This is a genomic window from Acidisphaera sp. L21 (genome assembly GCF_009765685.1).
In the GTDB taxonomy this organism is placed as follows: domain Bacteria; phylum Pseudomonadota; class Alphaproteobacteria; order Acetobacterales; family Acetobacteraceae; genus LMUY01.
The window spans coordinates 68,619-84,938 of the sequence record NZ_LMUY01000007.1 but is presented as its reverse complement, the minus strand read 5'-3'; the positions used below and the strand labels follow the sequence as shown (position 1 = coordinate 84,938).

The following is a 16,320-nucleotide window of genomic DNA, read 5'->3' as shown; positions in this document are numbered from 1 at the left end:
GATCTACACCGATGCGGAGCTGCTGTTTCAGGCGGTCCGGGCCACCGGCTCACGCGCCCGCTTCGTCGGCATCACCGGGACGAACGGCAAATCCACCACCACGGCGTTGATCGCACACATCCTCACTTTGGCTGGCCGCCCGGTGCAGGCTGGCGCCAATCTGGGACCGGCCGCGCTCGCACTGTGCCCGCTAGACCACAATGGGTTGTACGTTCTGGAAATGTCATCCTACATGTTGGAGCGAATCGCATCGTTGCGGTTCGATGCAGCCGTGATGCTGAACCTCAGCCCTGATCATTTGGAGCGCCACGGCGACATGGCCGGGTATGCCGACGCAAAACGGGCGATCTTCGATCGCCAGGCGTTTGGCGACCTGGCCGTGGTCGGCACGGACGATCCTGCCAGCCAGGCGATGGCGGCAGATCGTGGGGCCATTACCGTGTCTGGCGCGCATTCGGCCGATGTCTGGTGCGACAACGGCATCCTGCGCGACGCAGATGGACCAATCCTTAATATGGCTGAGGCAGTCGCGTTGCCTGGCAAGCACAACGGCCAGAACGCCGCCGCGGCGGCTGCCGTCGCCCTGTATCTGGGCGTGGACCGCGCGACATTGGCGCAGGGCATTCGCACCTTCCCCGGCCTGCCGCACCGGCAGGAACTGGTCGCCACAGTGGACGGCGTGCCGTACGTCAACGACAGCAAGGGCACCAATGCGGACGCGACCGCCTGCGCGCTGGCCTGCTACGACCGCATCGTCTGGATCGCCGGCGGCGTCAGCAAGTCCGGCGGAATCGCGGCCCTGGCCGAGTATTTCCCCCGCATCGCCCACACGCTGCTGATCGGGCGCGATGCCCCGATGCTCGCCGAGCAATTGGGCGACACCCCGCACGAGATCGTCGGGACGCTGGAGCAGGCGGTGCCTGCCGCCCGCGCCGCCGCCGCCCGAACCGGCGCCCAGGTGGTGCTGCTCTCGCCAGCCTGCGCCTCGTTCGACCAGTTCAGCGGCTTCCCCGCCCGCGGCGAACGCTTCGCCGAACTCGCCCGGGGGCTTGCCTGATGCCCGCATTGTCCCGCGCCGATACCTCCACGCTCGGCCGCTGGTGGTGGACGATCGACCGGCTGACGCTGCTGGCGATCGCGATCCTCATCGGCTTCGGCTACGTCATGATGCTGGCCGCCAGCCCGGCGGTGGCCGAGCGGATCCACGTCAGCCGCGACAGCTTCATCTTCAAGCAGGTGTTCTTCCTGATGGCCGCCGCAGGGGTGGTCATCGGCACGTCGCTCCTGTCGCCCAAGGGCGTGCGCCGCCTTGCCCTGGCCGGCTGCGTCATCGCCCTGGTGCTCACCGCGATGACGCTGGTGACCGGGGTCGAGATCAAGGGCGCCCGGCGCTGGATCGCGCTGCCCGGCCTGTCGCTGCAGCCGAGCGAATTCCTGAAGCCATGCTTCGCCGTGGTCGCCGCCTGGCTGCTGGCGGAGGGCAAGCGCACCCGCGGCTTCCCCGGCATGGCCATCGCCTTCGGCGTCTACGGCGTGATCCTGATGCTGCTGAAAAGCCAGCCCGATATCGGCATGTTGGCCGTGGTGACGGCGGTGTTCTTCGCCCAGCTCTTCGTGGGCGGGCTGAACCTGTTCTTCGTCGGTGTCGGCGTGGCGATGCTCGGCGCGTCCGGCGTGGGCGCCTACGCCTTCTTCCCGCACGTGCGTAGCCGCGTTAGCCGGTTCCTCGACCCCGCGGTCGGCGACTCCTACCAGGTCAACACCGCGCTTGAGGCCTTCGGAAACGGTGGCCTGCTCGGCCGCGGCCCCGGTGAGGGCCGTGTAAAGGACATCCTGCCCGACGCCCATGCCGACTTCGTCTTCGCCGTGATGGGGGAGGAGTTCGGCCTGGTAGTCTGCCTGCTCGTGCTGTGCATCTTCGCCTTCATCGTGATGCGCGGCCTGCTCCGCCTGCTGGCCGAGCATGATGAGTTCGTGATCCTCGCCTCCGCCGGGCTGGTGACCAGCTTCGGCCTGCAGGCCTTCGTGAACATGGCGAGCACGCTGCATCTGATCCCGACCAAGGGCATGACGCTGCCCTTCGTCAGCTACGGCGGATCGTCGGTGATCGCGATCGCGCTCGGCATGGGCATGCTGCTGGCGCTGACCCGGCGTCGCCACCACGGCGACGTGTCGTGAGGGGACCGGCAGTGAAGCCGATCGTCATCGCGGCGGGCGGCACTGGCGGCCATTTCTTCCCGGCCGAGGCGCTGGCAAGCGAGTTGGTCGACCGCGGCCATCGCGTGGCGCTGATGACCGACGCCCGCGCCGCCGCCAAGCTGCCCGAGAGCTGGCAGGGTCGTGAAGTCTACGTGTTGCGTGGCGCCGGCATTGCCGGTCGGGGCCTGCGCGGCGTGGTGGCCGTGGGTCGCCTGGCCGCCGGTGCGCTGCAGGCCCGATCCATCCTAAGCCGCATCGACGCCGCGGCGATCGTGGGCTTCGGCGGCTATCCCACCGTGGCGCCGGTGCTGGCGACGCGGCTGATGCGCAATGCCCCGCCGATCGTCCTGCACGAGCAGAATGCGGTGTTGGGCCGCGCCAACCGTATGCTGTCTCGCCGCGCCACGGTGCTGGCGCTGTCCGTCGCCAACACCGCCGGTATCCCGCAGGGTGTCGCCACGGTGGTGACCGGCAATCCGGTCCGTCCGGACTTCACCCGCGCCGTCGCCCAGCGCGCTGCCGATGGCGCGCTGCACATCCTCGTGCTGGGGGGATCGCTCGGCGCCCGCGTGTTCAGCGACGCCGTGCCATCCGCCCTTGCGTCGCTGTCCGCCGATCTGCGCGCCCGCTTGCGCGTGGTGCAGCAATGCCGTCCCGAAGACATCACGCGTGTAGGCAATTCCTACGCCGAATCAGGTATTTCCGCAGAGTTGTCCACTTTCTTCACCGACATACCCACACGCTTGTCCCAGGCCGATCTCGTCATCGCCCGCTCCGGCGCATCCACCGTGGCCGAGCTTGCAGTCGCCGGTCGCCCCGCGATCCTGGTGCCGCTGCCGGGTGCGATCGACGACCACCAGACCGCGAACGCCCAGGCATTGGCCCAGGCCGGCGCCGCGTGGGTCATCCCGCAATCCGGCATCGCCGCGCTGGGCGACCGCATCGCCACCCTGCTGGCCGATCCGGCCGCGCTGGCCGCTGCCGGGCAGGCGGCACGCAGCGTTGCCCAGCCGGATGCCGCATCCCGCCTGGCCGATCTCGTGCTCTCCCATGCGAGGGTCGCAGCATGAGGGCGCTCCCGCTCGGCATCGGCACGATCCATTTTGTGGGCATCGGCGGCATCGGCATGTCCGGCATCGCGGAGGTGCTGCATAACCTCGGCTACTCCGTGCAGGGCAGCGACATCGCCGACAGCGCCAACGTGAAGCGCCTGCGCGAGAGCGGCATTCCCGTCGCCGTCGGCCATGACGCGGCCAACGTGGGCGACGCTCAGGTCATCGTCACCTCCACCGCCGTCAAGCGCGACAACCCCGAAGTCGTGGCCGCTCGCGCCCGCCTCATCCCGGTCGTCCGCCGCGCCGAGATGCTTGCCGAACTGATGCGCCTGCGCTGGGCGATCGCCATCGGCGGCACCCACGGCAAGACCACCACCACCTCCATGGTCGCCTCGGTGCTGGAGGCCGCGCATCTGGACCCGACCGTCATCAACGGCGGCATCATCAACGCCTACGGCTCCAACACCCGCCTCGGTGCCGGCGACTGGATGGTGGTCGAGGCGGACGAGAGCGACGGCTCTTTCCTGCGCCTGCCCGCCACCATCGCCGTGGTCACCAACATGGACGCCGAACACCTGGACCATTGGGGCAGTGCCGAGGCGATGACCGCCGGCTACGACCAGTTCGTCGGCAACATTCCGTTTTACGGCTTCGCCGTGCTGTGCATCGACCACCCGGCGGTGCAGCAGATGATCCCCCGCCTGTCGGACCGCCGGGTCATCACCTACGGCTTCAGCCCCCAGGCCGACGTGCGGGCCGAGCGCGTGATTTCCGACCGGATGGGCGCCACGTTCGAGGTGATGGTCAATGACCGCGCCCATAACCGCTCCCGCCGCATGGGTCCGTTCCGCCTGCCCATGCTGGGGCAGCACAACGTCTCCAACTCGCTGGCCGCGATCGCCATCGGCGTCGAGATGGAGATCGACGAGGCGACGCTGAAGAGCGCCATCCTCGGCTTCAAGGGCGTCAAGCGCCGCTTCACCAAGACCGGCGAGTCCGGCGGCATCACCGTCATCGACGATTACGGCCACCACCCGGTGGAAATCATGGCCGTGCTGAAGGCCGCCCGCCAGGCCGGCGCCCGTGACGTGATCGCCATCGTCCAGCCCCACCGCTACACCCGCCTGCAATCCCTGTTCGCCGAGTTCTGCACCTGCATGAACGACGCCGGCACCGTCATCGTGGCCGACGTCTATGCGGCCGGCGAGGCGCCGATCCCCGGTGTCACCCGCGACGCCCTGGTGGACGGCCTGCGCGCCAATGGCCACCGCAGCGTCGTCCCACTACCGGGCCCGGAACACCTGGCCGAAATGATCCACGCCATCGCGAAATCCGGCGACATGGTCATCTGTCTCGGCGCCGGCAACATCACCGCCTGGGCGGCCGCCCTGCCGGACCAGTTGACCAAGCTGCAGGGTGGGACGCGGCGGTCGGCATGATGGCGCTTCCTACCACCCCGCATTTGCTGCAACGCCTGCCGTCCCTCGTGGGGCGCGTGCAGGCCAATGCGGCATTGGCGGCGTTCACCTGGTTCCGCGTCGGCGGTGCTGCGGAGGTGCTGGTGCGCCCCGCCGATGCCGACGATCTGGCGACCCTGCTGCAAGACCTGCCAATGGACGCGCCGCTGACGGTGATCGGCGCAGCCTCCAACCTGATCGTGCGTGACGGCGGCATCACCGGCGTCGTCGTGCGCCTGGCCCGCGGCTTTGGCGACGTGGTGACCGAACGCGACGGCGTGGTCGCCGGTGCCGCCGCGCTGGACGCAAACGTCGCCGAGCATGCGGCCGCCGCCGGATTGGCCGGGCTGGAATTTCTGTCTGGCATACCCGGCTCGGTCGGTGGTGCGGTGGCGATGAACGCAGGCGCCTACGGTGGCGATGTCGCCGGGTGCCTGGACTGGGTGGAAATCGTCACCTCCGCCGGCATCGCGCGCCTGGCCGCCCCGGCACTGCATTTCGCCTACCGCCATGCCAGCCTGCCGCCCGGCGCCGTCGTGGTGCGGGCGCGCTTCCACGCGCAACCCGGCGACCCCCGGATGATCGCGTCCCGCATGGCCGACATCCGCATCAGCCGCGAAGCGACGCAGCCCGTCCGCGCCCGCACCGGCGGTTCCACCTTCCGCAACCCGCCGGACATGAAGGCGTGGGAGCTGATCGACGCCTCCGGCTGCCGTGGCCTGCGTCGCGGTGGTGCGCAGGTGAGTGAGAAGCACTGCAACTTCCTGCTCAACACCGGCGGCGCCACCTCCGCCGACTTGGAGGGGCTGGGCGAAGAAGTCCGCCGTCGGGTCCACGCCGCCAGCGGTGTGACGCTGGAATGGGAGATCAAGCGCATCGGCATCCCGGCCGGCCGGCCGGAGGTCGTCGCATGAAGGAAGTCGCAGTCCTGTACGGCGGCATCTCCGCCGAACGCGAAGTCAGCCTCGCCACCGGCGGCCAGGTGATCGAAGCCTTGCGCGACGCCGGGTTCGACGTGCGCCCGATCGAGGTCGGGCCGGATTTGACCACGCTGATCACCGCGCTGACTCCGGCGCCGGACGTCGTGTTCAACGCGCTGCACGGCCGGTTCGGCGAAGATGGCTCGATCCAGGGCGTGCTGGACTGGTTAGGCATTCCCTATACGCACTCCGGCGTCCGCGCCTCTGCCATCGCGATGGACAAGCAGGCGGCCAAGGCGCTGTTCGTTGCCGCCGGGCTGCCGGTGGCGAAGGGCCGGGTGATGCCGGTCGCCGAACTGCTCGACGCCGACCCGATGCCGCTGCCCTACGTCATCAAGCCGGTGAACGAAGGCTCCTCGGTCGGGGTGGAGATCATGCGTCACGGCGGCAACCGCCGGGCCGAGATCGCGGCCGGCTGGCGCTTCGGCACCGAGGCATTGGTCGAGGAATACGTGCCCGGCCGTGAACTGACCGTGGGTGTGCTGGGCGACCGCGCATTGACCGTCACCGATATCACCCCGGCCGACGGATTCTACGATTACGAGGCGAAATACGCCGATGGCGGCAGCGTCCACGCACTGCCCGCCAAGGTGCATCCGACGATCTTCGCCCAGGCGATGGAAATTGCCCTGCGCGCGCATCAAGCACTGGGTTGCCGCGGCGCGACGCGGGCGGATATGCGTTACGACGACACGGCCGGGGAGCCTGGGCGTCTAGTGCTGTTGGAAGTGAACACGCAGCCCGGGCTGACCCAAACGTCTCTGTTGCCGGAGCAGGCGGCGTATCTCGGCATGTCCTTCCCCGCGCTATGCGCGTGGATGGTTGCGAACGCGGCGTGCCGGGTATGACCATCGCCACTCGCCCCACGCAGTGCCCAGCAACCATCGTGATGGTGGAGCACGCTGCATGCCGCGTGTAACCCGTCCGCGCCCCACGCCGGCACTGCCGCAACCGCGCGACGTCTCGCGCCGCCCATCCGGGCTGAAGCTGCTGCTGCGTCGTCAACGGCGGTATCTGCGCCCGGCGATATGGGGCATGGGCGGGTTCGCCCTGGTGATGTGCGCCCTGCTGCTGGTGCACTCCGCCCAACCCGGCGGCACTGTCGCCCGCTTGCGCGATGGCATGGCGTCCGCCGCCAACATGCGCGTGCAGAAGATCGTCATCGAAGGCCGCAGCAACACGCCGGAGGTGCTGTTGAACGCGGCATTGGGCGTGCACCTCGGCGACTCCATGCTCGGCTTCTCCATCAATGGCGCGCGCGAGCGGATCGAGACGCTGTCCTGGGTGGAAAGCGCCGCCGTGGAGCGCCGTCTGCCCGGCACGCTGGTGGTCAACCTGGTCGAGCGGCGGCCCTTCGCTATCTGGCAGAACCAGGGCAAGTTCGTGCTGATCGATCGCGACGGCCAGGTTGTCGCCAATGAGGACGTCGCCGCCTTCGGTGAACTGCCATTGGTCGTCGGCGCCGGCGCCCCGCAAGCCGCCACGACATTGTTGGAAGCGTTGGCCGCCCAGCCGGCATTGAAATCCCGCGTCGTGGCCGCCGTGCGCGTGGGTGAGCGCCGCTGGAACCTGCGGATGAAGAACGGCACCGACGTGCTGCTGCCCGAAGGCGCTGCCCCGCAGGCCCTGGCCAAATTGGCGGAACTGCAATCCAGCGAATCCCTGCTGGATCGGCCGCTCGCGGTCGTGGACATGCGCCTGCCAGACCGGCTGGTCGTCCGCCCGCAGCCCTCGGCGTCTGCCCCGAACCAGGGCCCCGCGACGGGCAAAAAGGCGTGAACGAGATGTCCCGCCGCCCGGTGTTGCCCCCTCCGATGCCGGCCGATCCGCCGCCCCGGGCCCGCGCCATGCGCGCCGGGCCGTTCGGCGTTCTGGACATCGGCACCAACAAGGTCGTCTGCCTCATCGGCCGGACGGAGGGTGATGGCTCCCTTCGCGTGCTCGGCATGGGCTGGCAGCGCGGCCGCGGCGTGCGCGGCGGCGGCATCACCGACCTCGAGGAAGCCGAGCGCGCCATCCGCGGCGCCGTGGCCCAGGCCGAGGATATGAGCGACCACCGCCTGCGCTCGGTCACCGTGAACCTCACCTGCGGCCAGCCGGAAAGCCGCCTGTTCAACGTGCAATGGCCCGTCGGCGGCCGCGCCGTGACCGAGGCCGATATCCGCCGCGTCGTGCAGGAAGGCCGCGCCCGCGCCATCACCGAGGGACGGGAGACGATCCACGCCCTCCCGCTCACCTTCAGCGTGGACGAGACGCCCGGCGTCGCCGACCCGCGCGGCCACCATTGCGAAACCTTGACCGCCCGCTTGCACGTCATCGACGCGCTCTCCATGGCGCTGCGCAACCTGGGCGCCACCGCCGCCCGCGCCGAACTCGACATCGCCGAACTCGTCTCCGCCCCGATGGCCGCCGGCATGTCCACCCTGGTGGAGGACGAGCGCGAACTGGGCGCCACCGTCATCGACATGGGCGCCGGCACCACCGGGATGGCGGTGTTTTCCGAGGGCCAGTTGTTGCACACCGCGCAGCTTCCTGTCGGCGGCCAGCACGTCACCAACGATATCGCCCGGTTGCTGTCGACCACCGTCACCGCAGCCGAGCGGATCAAGACGCTGAACGGATCCGCCCAAGGCAGCCCGGATGACGAGCGCGAGATGCTGACCGTGCCCATGGTAGGGGAGGACGACCATGCCCATGCGCGCTACCCCCGCTCGATGGTGGTGTCGATCATCAAGCCGCGTCTCGAAGAGACGTTCGAACTGGTTCGCGACCGACTGGAAGGGGCCGGGCTCGGCAATGCCGCCGGCACCCGCGTCGTGCTGACCGGCGGCGCCAGCCAATTGGTCGGCGCGCGGGAGATGGCGGCACGCATCTTGGGTCGCCAGGTCCGGCTCGGCCGCCCCGATATCCGCATCCTGCGCGGCCTGCCGGATTCGGCGACCGGGCCGGGTTTCGCCGTGTCTGCCGGGTTGCTGCTGTGGGCCTCCGGCGAGGGCCGCAGCCTCAGCGACCTCGACCTCGGCGCCGAAGAACGTCCGGCGGGCCTCGTCCGCCGCATCGTCAGCTTTTTGCGGGACCGGGTCTGATGATCCCCGGCCTGTTCCCTCACACCCCCATTAACGGAGGAAATTCATGACCCTCAATCTGACCGTCCCGCAGCAGTTGCACACCGATTTCACGCCCCGGATTACCGTGATCGGCGTTGGCGGCGGTGGCACCAACGCCGTCGACAACATGATCGCGCTCAACCTGCAGGGCGTGGATTTCGTCGTCGCCAACACCGACGCGCAGCAGTTGATGCACAGCCGGGCCGACCGTCGCATCCAGCTTGGGCCACATCTGACCCAGGGCCTGGGCGCCGGCGCCAAGCCGGAGATCGGCCGCGCCGCCGCCGAGGAAGCCAGCGAGGAGTTGGCCCGTCACCTCGAGGGCACCCACATGGTGTTCATCACCGCCGGCATGGGCGGCGGCACCGGCACCGGTGCAGCCCCCGTCATCGCCCGCATGGCGCGTGAGCGCGGCGTGCTGACTGTGGGCGTGGTGACCAAGCCCTTCACCTTCGAAGGCGGCCGCCGGGCCAAGTCGGCCGATGCCGGCATCGCCGAACTGCAGAGCTACGTCGACACGTTGATCGTGATCCCGAACCAGAACCTCTTCCGCCTGGCCAACGAGCGCACCGGCTGGAAGGAAGCGTTCAAGATGGCCGACCACGTCCTGTATATGGGCGTTCGCGGCGTGACCGACCTGATGATGGCGCCCGGCCTGGTGAACCTGGACTTCGCCGACATCCGCACCGTGATGGCGGAGATGGGCAAGGCCATGATGGGCACCGGCGAGGCCGAGGGCGAGAACCGCGCTATCCGCGCCGCCGAGGCCGCCATCAGCAACCCGCTGCTGGAAGACACCTCCATGTCCGGCGCCCGCGGCCTGCTGATCAACATCACCGGCGGCGAGGACATGACCCTGTTCGAGGTCGACCAGGCCGCCAACCGCATCCGCGAGGAAGTGGCCGACGACGCCAACATCATCTTCGGCTCCGCCGTGGACGAGAATCTGTCGGGCCGCGTGCGTGTGTCCGTGGTCGCCACCGGCATCGACACGGTGCAGGCGGTCGAGGCGCAGCGGCCCCGCCTGGTTGCAGTCGGCGGTGGTGGCGCCGCCGTCGCGGTCGCGCAGCCGATGCCGGCGGCGTCGACGGGTGGCATGCAGCCGGCCCACGCCATGCCGATCCCGTCCATGCAGCCGCAGGTCGCCATGCCGATGGCGCAGCCCAACACCGTCAGCCTGATGGGCGCACCCGCCGTGCCGCAACAGCAGCAGTACAGTCAGCCGGCCGCCGAGCCGGAAGTGATGCATGCCGCCCCGCAGGAGCAGCCTCGCCAACGGCCGGTCGCCGCCCCAGCGCCGGTTGCAGCTGCCGCGCCCGTGCAGGCCCAGCGTCCGTTCGTGCCGCCACGTGCCGGGTTGTTCACCGATGCGCCAACGGTGGTGGCCCAGCAGGCCCCGGTGCAAGCCGCGCCGCCCGCCCGCAACAGCCTGTTCGGGATCGTCACCGGTGCCATCCGCGGTCGCTCCGCCGCCCCGGCCCCTGCGCCGGAGCCGCAGCAGCGTTCGGAGCCATCACTGGCTAACCAGCCGGATGCCTCGGCCACGGTACGCCCGACACATACCGAGGAGATGGGTTTGGACATCCCCGCCTTCCTGCGTCGCCAATCGTCGTAACGCACTGCGAAAATTCGTTTGAAAACAGCGCGTTCCGTCGAAATACTCGGCAACAATGATTGACTTTGATATCCCGGGGGCAGGCCATAGTTTGCCCCCGGGCCGCTGACAAAAGCGCGCCCGCAGCGACCGATTTCGGCCATGATGGCCCCTGTGAGGCGATGCGTATGGATGGACTTCCCCCCGATTTCACGACGATCGCCCGCACCCGGCAGCGCACGCTTGCCGCAGCGATCGGTTGTGTTGGGGTGGGCCTGCATTCCGGCAAACGCGTGAAGCTGGAACTGCTACCGGCCGCAGCAGGCGCCGGCATCGTCTTCCGCCGCACCGATATCGGTCCCAACGGGATGGATATTCCCGCCCGTTTCGACAACGTCACCGACACCCGGCTGTGCACCATGCTGTCCCACCCGCACGCGCCGGATGTGCGCGTCGGCACCGTCGAACACGTGATGGCCGCGCTGGCCGCCTGCGGGATCGACAACGCCGTGGTGGCCGTCGATGGCGCCGAGGTCCCGGTGCTGGACGGTTCCTCCGCACCCTTCATCTTCCTGCTGGATTGCGCCGGCACCGTCGAACAGGACGCGCCGACCCGCGTGATCGAAATCCTCCGCCCCGTCCGCGTGTCGGATGGCGAGGCGTTCGTGGAACTGCGCCCCGTCGTGTCCGATGGGTTCGAGATGGCGGTGTCGATCGATTTCGCCGCCGGTGCGATCGGCCGCCAGGCGATGACGCTGCGGCTGACCGAAGAAAGCTTCCGTCGCGACCTGGCCGAGGCACGGACTTTCGCCATGGCCGCCGATATCGCCGGGCTGCAGGCCGCCGGGCTGGCGCTGGGCGGCAGCCTGAACAATGCCGTCGTGGTGGAGGGTGACCGGGTGCTGAACCCGGGCGGTCTCCGAATGGCCGACGAATTCGTGCGCCATAAGATGCTGGACGCCGTGGGCGACCTGGCCATGGCCGGCGCGCCGCTGAAGGCCCGGCTGGTGGCGCATCGCCCCGGGCATGCCTTGAACAACAAGGTCCTGCGCGCTCTGTTCGCCGATCGCTCCGCCTGGACGTGGGCCGATGCGCCCAGTTTTGCCGGCTGGGGCGCCGTTCCCATGGCCGCCGCCGCCGCCCCGGTTTAACCTCTGCGTCGACGACTGCAACACGGCGCTTCGCTTCCTGCCATCCCGCCGTTATAAGGCGCCGCAAGTCCTGGAACCCGGTGCCATGTTGCTAGCCAAACGACTCCTGCCCTGCGTCACGCTCGCCCTGCTGCTGGGCGGCTGCGAGACGCTGAAAAGCATCACGCCGTGGAATGGCGATTCCGACACCATCAACGCTGCGGAAAAAGCCAAGCTCAGCCCGGAAAACACCCCGGTCGACCAGCTGTACAGCAATGGCATCGATGCGCTGAACCAGAAGCGCTACACCCTGGCCGCAACCCAGTTCGACAACGTGGAGCAGTACTACCCGTACTCCACCTGGGCGGTGAACGCGCAGTTGATGCACGGGTATGCGGACTACCTGCAGAACCACTATTCCGATGCGATCGCGGTGCTGGACCGGTTCATCCAGTTGCACCCGACCAACCGGGACATCGCCTACGCCTATTACCTGCGCTCGCTGTCCTATTACGAGCAGATCGCCGACATTCAGCGCGACCAGAAGGGCACGCAGCTGGCAATGACGGCGCTGCAGGAGGTGGTGAACCGCTTCCCCGACTCCGCCTACGCCCGCGACGCCCGGCTGAAGATCGACCTCTGCCGCGACCATCTCGCCGGCAAGGAGATGGAGATCGGCCGCTATTACGAGCAGCAGCACCTGTACACCGCCGCCATCGGCCGCTTCCAGCGCGTGGTGGACGATTTCCAGACCACCAACCACGTGCCCGAGGCGCTGCACCGGCTGACCGAGATCTACCTGCTGCTGGGGTTGACCGACCAGGCGAAGAAGACCGCCGCCGTCCTGGGCCATAACTATCCGGGTAACCCCTGGTATGCCGACAGCTACCGCACGCTGGTGGCCGACGGCGAAGTGACGGACGACCGCCCCGCCTCCGCACGCCCCGGTTTCTTCCGGCGGACCGTCGGGTCGATCTTCTGAGGCGCAGCCGACTCGGCCTTGTGACGCGCAGCCGACCCGGCGCCCCGCCGTGCTGACGACCCTTTCCATCCGCGACGTGGTGCTGATCGAGCGCCTGGACCTGCAATTCGGCCCGGGGCTGACGGTGCTGACGGGTGAGACCGGGGCCGGCAAGTCCATCCTGCTGGATAGCCTCGGCCTGGCGTTGGGCGCCCGGGCCGAGCAGGGGCTGGTGCGCGACAGCGCCGACCAGGCCAGCGTCGCCGCCTGCTTCACGCTGGATTCCGGGCACGCCGCGCTCGCCCTGCTGGCGGAGCAAGGGGTCGAGCTGGAGGACGAAATCGTGCTGCGCCGGGTGGTGGGCAAGGACGGCCGGTCCCGCGCCACGGTGAACGACCAGCCCGTCAGCGTGGGGCTGCTGCGCCGGATCGGTGCGCTGCTGGTGGAGGTGCAGGGCCAACACGACCAGATGGGCCTGGCCGACCCGGCGGGCCATGCAGCCCTGTTGGACAGCTACACCGCCAAACCCGCCTTGCGCCGCGCCGTGTTCGACAGCTGGACCGCCTGGCGCACCACCCGCACCGCCCTGGACACCGCCCGCACCCAGATCGCGGAGGCGGCGCGGGAGGAGGAATGGCTGCGCCACGCCACTGACGAACTCGCAACGCTGGCGCCGGAGGAGGGGGAGGAAGACCGCCTCGCCACCGAACGGCAGCGCCTGCAACAGGGTGAACGCCGGGCGGAGGCAATTGCCGCGGCCGTGGCCGAAATCGCGCCGCGCGACCGCCGCAGCCCCGGCCCGGCCGCTGCCCTGCGCGCTGCCTCCCGCGCGCTGCAACGCCTGGGTGCCGCAGACCCGAACCCGGCAGCCCCCGCCTTGGCCGCACTGGACCGCGCGGAGGAGGCGCTGGCCGAGGCCGAATCCCTGCTCGGCCGCCTGGCGGACGAGGCGGATGCCGATCCGCGCCTGCTGGAACAGGCGGAGGAGCGGCTGTTCGCCCTGCGCGCCGCCGCCCGCAAGCACAACATCCCCGTGGTGGAGTTGCCAGCCTTTCTCGCCCGCCTGCGCGCCCGACTTGCGGCCCTGGACAGCGGCACGGCCGAAATCACGGCGCTGGAGGCGAAATCCGCCGCCGCCCGCACCGCCTTCACCGATGCCGCCACCGCGCTCAGCGCCAACCGCAAGCAGGGCGCCGACCGCCTGGCCCGCGCCGTGATGCGCGAATTACCTCCGTTGAAGCTGGACCGCGCCCGCTTCGTCGCCGACGTCGCCGCGCTCGACGAGGCGAAGTGGGGCCCGTCCGGCGCCGATGCCGTGCGGTTCCTGATCGCCACCAACCCCGGCCAGGCACCCGGCGCGCTGGACCGCGTGGCATCCGGCGGCGAGTTGTCGCGGCTGATGCTGGCGCTGAAGGTCGTGCTGTCCACCGGCTCGGCCGTACCGACACTGGTCTTCGACGAGGTGGATTCCGGCGTCGGTGGCGCTACCGCCGCGGCCGTCGGCGACCGCCTGGCCCGGGTCGCAGATGGCGTGCAGGTACTGGTCGTCACCCACTCCCCCCAGGTCGCAGCCCGCGGCGCCGCCCATCTGCGCGTCGCCAAGCAGGAGGCCGCCGGACAGGTTCGCACCCAGGTGAGCCCGCTGAACGGCCCCGCCCGGCGCGAGGAAATCGCCCGCATGCTGGCCGGCGAAACCGTAACCGAGGCGGCCCGCGCCGCCGCCGACAGCCTGCTGGGCGCGGCCTAGCCGCGCACTTTGCGGATTACCGTCACCGCATCCGGTGACGACCAATCCGCCGCGCCCTCCAACCAGCCAACCTCCTCCCCCTGTGGGTTGATCAGCAGGGTGGTCGGGATGCCGCGGACCTTCAGCGAATAGGCAAGGGCGTTCTTCGGGTCCAACAGCACCGGCAAATTGGCGATCTGGTGGTCGGCGTAGAACCGTCGCACCACCGCCGCCCCGCCGCGGTCGGAGGAGACCGGCAGCACCACCACGTCATCCCGCGCCACCAGCTTGGCCAGGTCGTCCAGCGCAGGCATCTCCCGCACGCACGGCACGCACCAGGTCGCCCACAAATTCAGCACCACCGTCTTGCCCGCGTAATCCGCCAGCGAGCGGGGGGCGCCGTCCGCATCGGTGAAGTGCAGGTCCAGCTTGCGGGGCGGCGACATCAGACGCAACGCCGTGATGCCCTGGATTTCTTGCGCCCGCGGTTTGCGGAGCGGGGTCGCCAACGCTAGGGTCCCCGCCGCCGCGGCGACCAGGCCGCGACGTGTCACATCGGTCATCAGGATAGGTCCTTGCCAGCAAATAGCGACCCGGAACGTCGGAACGTCACCGCCAATGCGCAATGGGGCGGTCGCTTCGCGGCAGGTCCGGCGGTCATCATGGGTGAGATCAACGCCTCGATCGGGTTCGATCGCAAGCTCTGGCGGCAAGATATTCGCGGCTCCCTCGCGCACGCCGCCATGCTGGCGCGCGCCGGCATCATCCAGCCGGAGGACGAGGCGGCGATCCGCGCCGGGCTGGAGCAGATCGGCGCGGAGATCGAGGCCGGGCGGTTCAGCTTCGACACCGACCTCGAAGACATCCACATGAACATCGAGGCGCGGCTGACCGACCGCATCGGCGAGGCCGGCAAGCGCCTGCACACCGGCCGCAGCCGCAACGACCAGGTGGCCACGGATTTTCGCCTCTGGGTGCGCGACGCGATGGACGGGCTGGATGTCCAAATGGCCGAACTGATGCGCGCGTTGGCCGATCGCGCCGCGCAGCACGCCGCCGACCCGATGCCCGGCTTCACCCATCTGCAGACCGCGCAGCCCGTCACCTTCGGTCACCACATGCTGGCCTATGTGGAAATGCTGGCACGGGATCGCGGCCGGTTCGCCGACGCCCGCCGCCGCCTCAACGAATGCCCGCTCGGCTCCGCCGCGCTGGCCGGCACGTCATTCCCGATCGACCGCCATGCCACCGCCACCGCACTGGGGTTCGACCGGCCGACCGCCAATTCGCTGGACGCGGTGTCGGACCGGGATTTCGCGCTGGAATTCCTGGCGGCCGCCGCCATCTGTGCCATTCACGTGTCGCGCCTGGCGGAGGAGATCGTGATCTGGTGCTCCGCCCCGTTCGGCTTCGTGCGGCTATCGGACGCCTTCACCACCGGCTCGTCCATCATGCCGCAAAAGCGCAACCCGGATGCCGCCGAACTGGCGCGGGCGAAGACCGGCCGCATCATGGGCGCGCTGGTCGCCCTGCTGACGGTGATGAAGGGCCTGCCGCTCGCCTACGCCAAGGACACGCAGGAGGACAAGGAGCCAGTGTTCGACGCCGCCGATGCCCTGGCCCTGAGCCTGGCCGCGATGGCCGGCATGGTGCGCGACCTGCAGCCCGATCTGGCCCGGCTGCGCGCCACCGCCGGCAGTGGCTTCGCCACCGCGACCGATCTGGCCGACTGGCTGGTGCGCGTGCTGCACCTGCCATTCCGCACCGCCCACCACGTCACCGGGCGCCTGGTCGCCAAGGCGGAGGCGAAGGGCGTCGACCTGTCGGGGCTGACCCTGGCGGACATGCAGGCGGAGGAGGCGGGCATCACCCAGGCAATCTTCGACGTGCTCACCGTCGACGCCTCCGTGGCGTCGCGCACCAGCTACGGCGGCACCGCCCCGGCCAACGTGGCCCGGGAAGCCGCCCGCTGGCAGGCAGCCCTCGTATGAGGGCGGCGTTGGTTCTACTAGCCCTGCTGGCGCTCGCCGGCTGCGGCAAGAAGGGCAACCCGGTGGCCCCCGGCCCGGCGGACCAGATCACCTATCCCCACAGCTACCCGAGCCTCTAGA

The 16,320-nt window shown here is 69.5% G+C and carries 15 protein-coding genes; 14 read left to right on the top strand and 1 reads right to left on the bottom strand.

Features of this window, described 5'->3' with window-relative positions; translation table 11 throughout:
• The 12 genes from murD to recN form a co-directional block, all read left to right on the top strand.
• Nucleotides 1-1,057, top strand: a 1,057-nt coding sequence (gene murD / locus GSQ76_RS01215; protein WP_158742087.1) for a UDP-N-acetylmuramoyl-L-alanine--D-glutamate ligase, incomplete at its 5' end; no start/stop codon positions are given.
• The gene (locus GSQ76_RS01210; protein WP_158742086.1) at nt 1,057-2,178 is read left to right on the top strand and encodes an FtsW/RodA/SpoVE family cell cycle protein; all 1,122 of its coding nucleotides are present in this window, start codon (nt 1,057-1,059) and stop codon (nt 2,176-2,178) included. The genes murD and GSQ76_RS01210, both read left to right, overlap by 1 nt.
• Nucleotides 2,175-3,269, top strand: coding sequence for an undecaprenyldiphospho-muramoylpentapeptide beta-N-acetylglucosaminyltransferase (gene murG / locus GSQ76_RS01205; RefSeq protein WP_158742085.1), 1,095 nt, complete (start codon nt 2,175-2,177; stop codon nt 3,267-3,269). Before GSQ76_RS01210 ends, murG begins: the two co-directional genes overlap by 4 nt.
• Complete coding sequence (gene murC / locus GSQ76_RS01200) at nt 3,266-4,693, top strand: UDP-N-acetylmuramate--L-alanine ligase (protein WP_158742084.1); 1,428 nt, start codon at nt 3,266-3,268, stop codon at nt 4,691-4,693. The genes murG and murC overlap by 4 nt, the downstream gene beginning before the upstream one ends.
• Nucleotides 4,690-5,625, top strand: coding sequence for a UDP-N-acetylmuramate dehydrogenase (gene murB / locus GSQ76_RS01195; protein WP_158742083.1), 936 nt, complete (start codon nt 4,690-4,692; stop codon nt 5,623-5,625). The genes murC and murB overlap by 4 nt, the downstream gene beginning before the upstream one ends.
• Nucleotides 5,622-6,539, top strand: coding sequence for a D-alanine--D-alanine ligase (locus GSQ76_RS01190; RefSeq protein WP_158742082.1), 918 nt, complete (start codon nt 5,622-5,624; stop codon nt 6,537-6,539). Before murB ends, GSQ76_RS01190 begins: the two co-directional genes overlap by 4 nt.
• Before the next feature lie 58 nt (nt 6,540-6,597).
• Complete coding sequence (locus tag GSQ76_RS01185; RefSeq protein ID WP_158742081.1) at nt 6,598-7,470, top strand: cell division protein FtsQ/DivIB; 873 nt, start codon at nt 6,598-6,600, stop codon at nt 7,468-7,470.
• Nucleotides 7,467-8,777, top strand: coding sequence for a cell division protein FtsA (ftsA, locus tag GSQ76_RS01180; protein ID WP_408836149.1), 1,311 nt, complete (start codon nt 7,467-7,469; stop codon nt 8,775-8,777). Before GSQ76_RS01185 ends, ftsA begins: the two co-directional genes overlap by 4 nt.
• 46 nt (nt 8,778-8,823) lie before the next feature.
• Entirely contained in the window at nt 8,824-10,413 is a 1,590-nt protein-coding gene (ftsZ, locus tag GSQ76_RS01175) for a cell division protein FtsZ (RefSeq protein WP_158742079.1), read from the top strand.
• A 167-nt stretch (nt 10,414-10,580) separates the two neighbouring features.
• On the top strand, nt 10,581-11,543 hold the full coding sequence (gene lpxC / locus GSQ76_RS01170; protein ID WP_254070173.1) for a UDP-3-O-acyl-N-acetylglucosamine deacetylase: 963 nt from the start codon (nt 10,581-10,583) through the stop codon (nt 11,541-11,543).
• 85 nt (nt 11,544-11,628) lie between these two features.
• Nucleotides 11,629-12,504: an outer membrane protein assembly factor BamD gene (locus tag GSQ76_RS01165; protein WP_158742077.1), complete on the top strand. Its 876-nt coding sequence runs from the start codon at nt 11,629-11,631 to the stop codon at nt 12,502-12,504.
• Nucleotides 12,505-12,553: 49 nt separating this feature from the next.
• Nucleotides 12,554-14,230 (top strand): DNA repair protein RecN, encoded by a 1,677-nt coding sequence (recN, locus tag GSQ76_RS01160; RefSeq protein WP_158742076.1) that lies wholly within the window; start codon nt 12,554-12,556, stop codon nt 14,228-14,230.
• Here recN and GSQ76_RS01155 read toward each other — a convergent pair.
• Nucleotides 14,227-14,772 carry a TlpA disulfide reductase family protein gene (locus GSQ76_RS01155; protein WP_254070172.1) on the bottom strand — a complete coding sequence of 182 codons (546 nt, stop codon included), beginning with the start codon at nt 14,770-14,772 and terminating at the stop codon, nt 14,227-14,229. The two genes, recN and GSQ76_RS01155, sit on opposite strands and share 4 nt — an antisense overlap.
• A 12-nt stretch (nt 14,773-14,784) precedes the next feature.
• Between GSQ76_RS01155 and argH the strand changes: the two genes are divergently transcribed.
• On the top strand, nt 14,785-16,200 hold the full coding sequence (gene argH / locus GSQ76_RS01150; protein ID WP_254070171.1) for an argininosuccinate lyase: 1,416 nt from the start codon (nt 14,785-14,787) through the stop codon (nt 16,198-16,200).
• Nucleotides 16,197-16,319, top strand: a complete 123-nt coding sequence (locus GSQ76_RS32310) for a hypothetical protein (RefSeq protein WP_256366949.1) — start codon at nt 16,197-16,199, stop codon at nt 16,317-16,319. Before argH ends, GSQ76_RS32310 begins: the two co-directional genes overlap by 4 nt.
• The last annotated feature ends 1 nt before the right edge of the window (nt 16,320 follow it).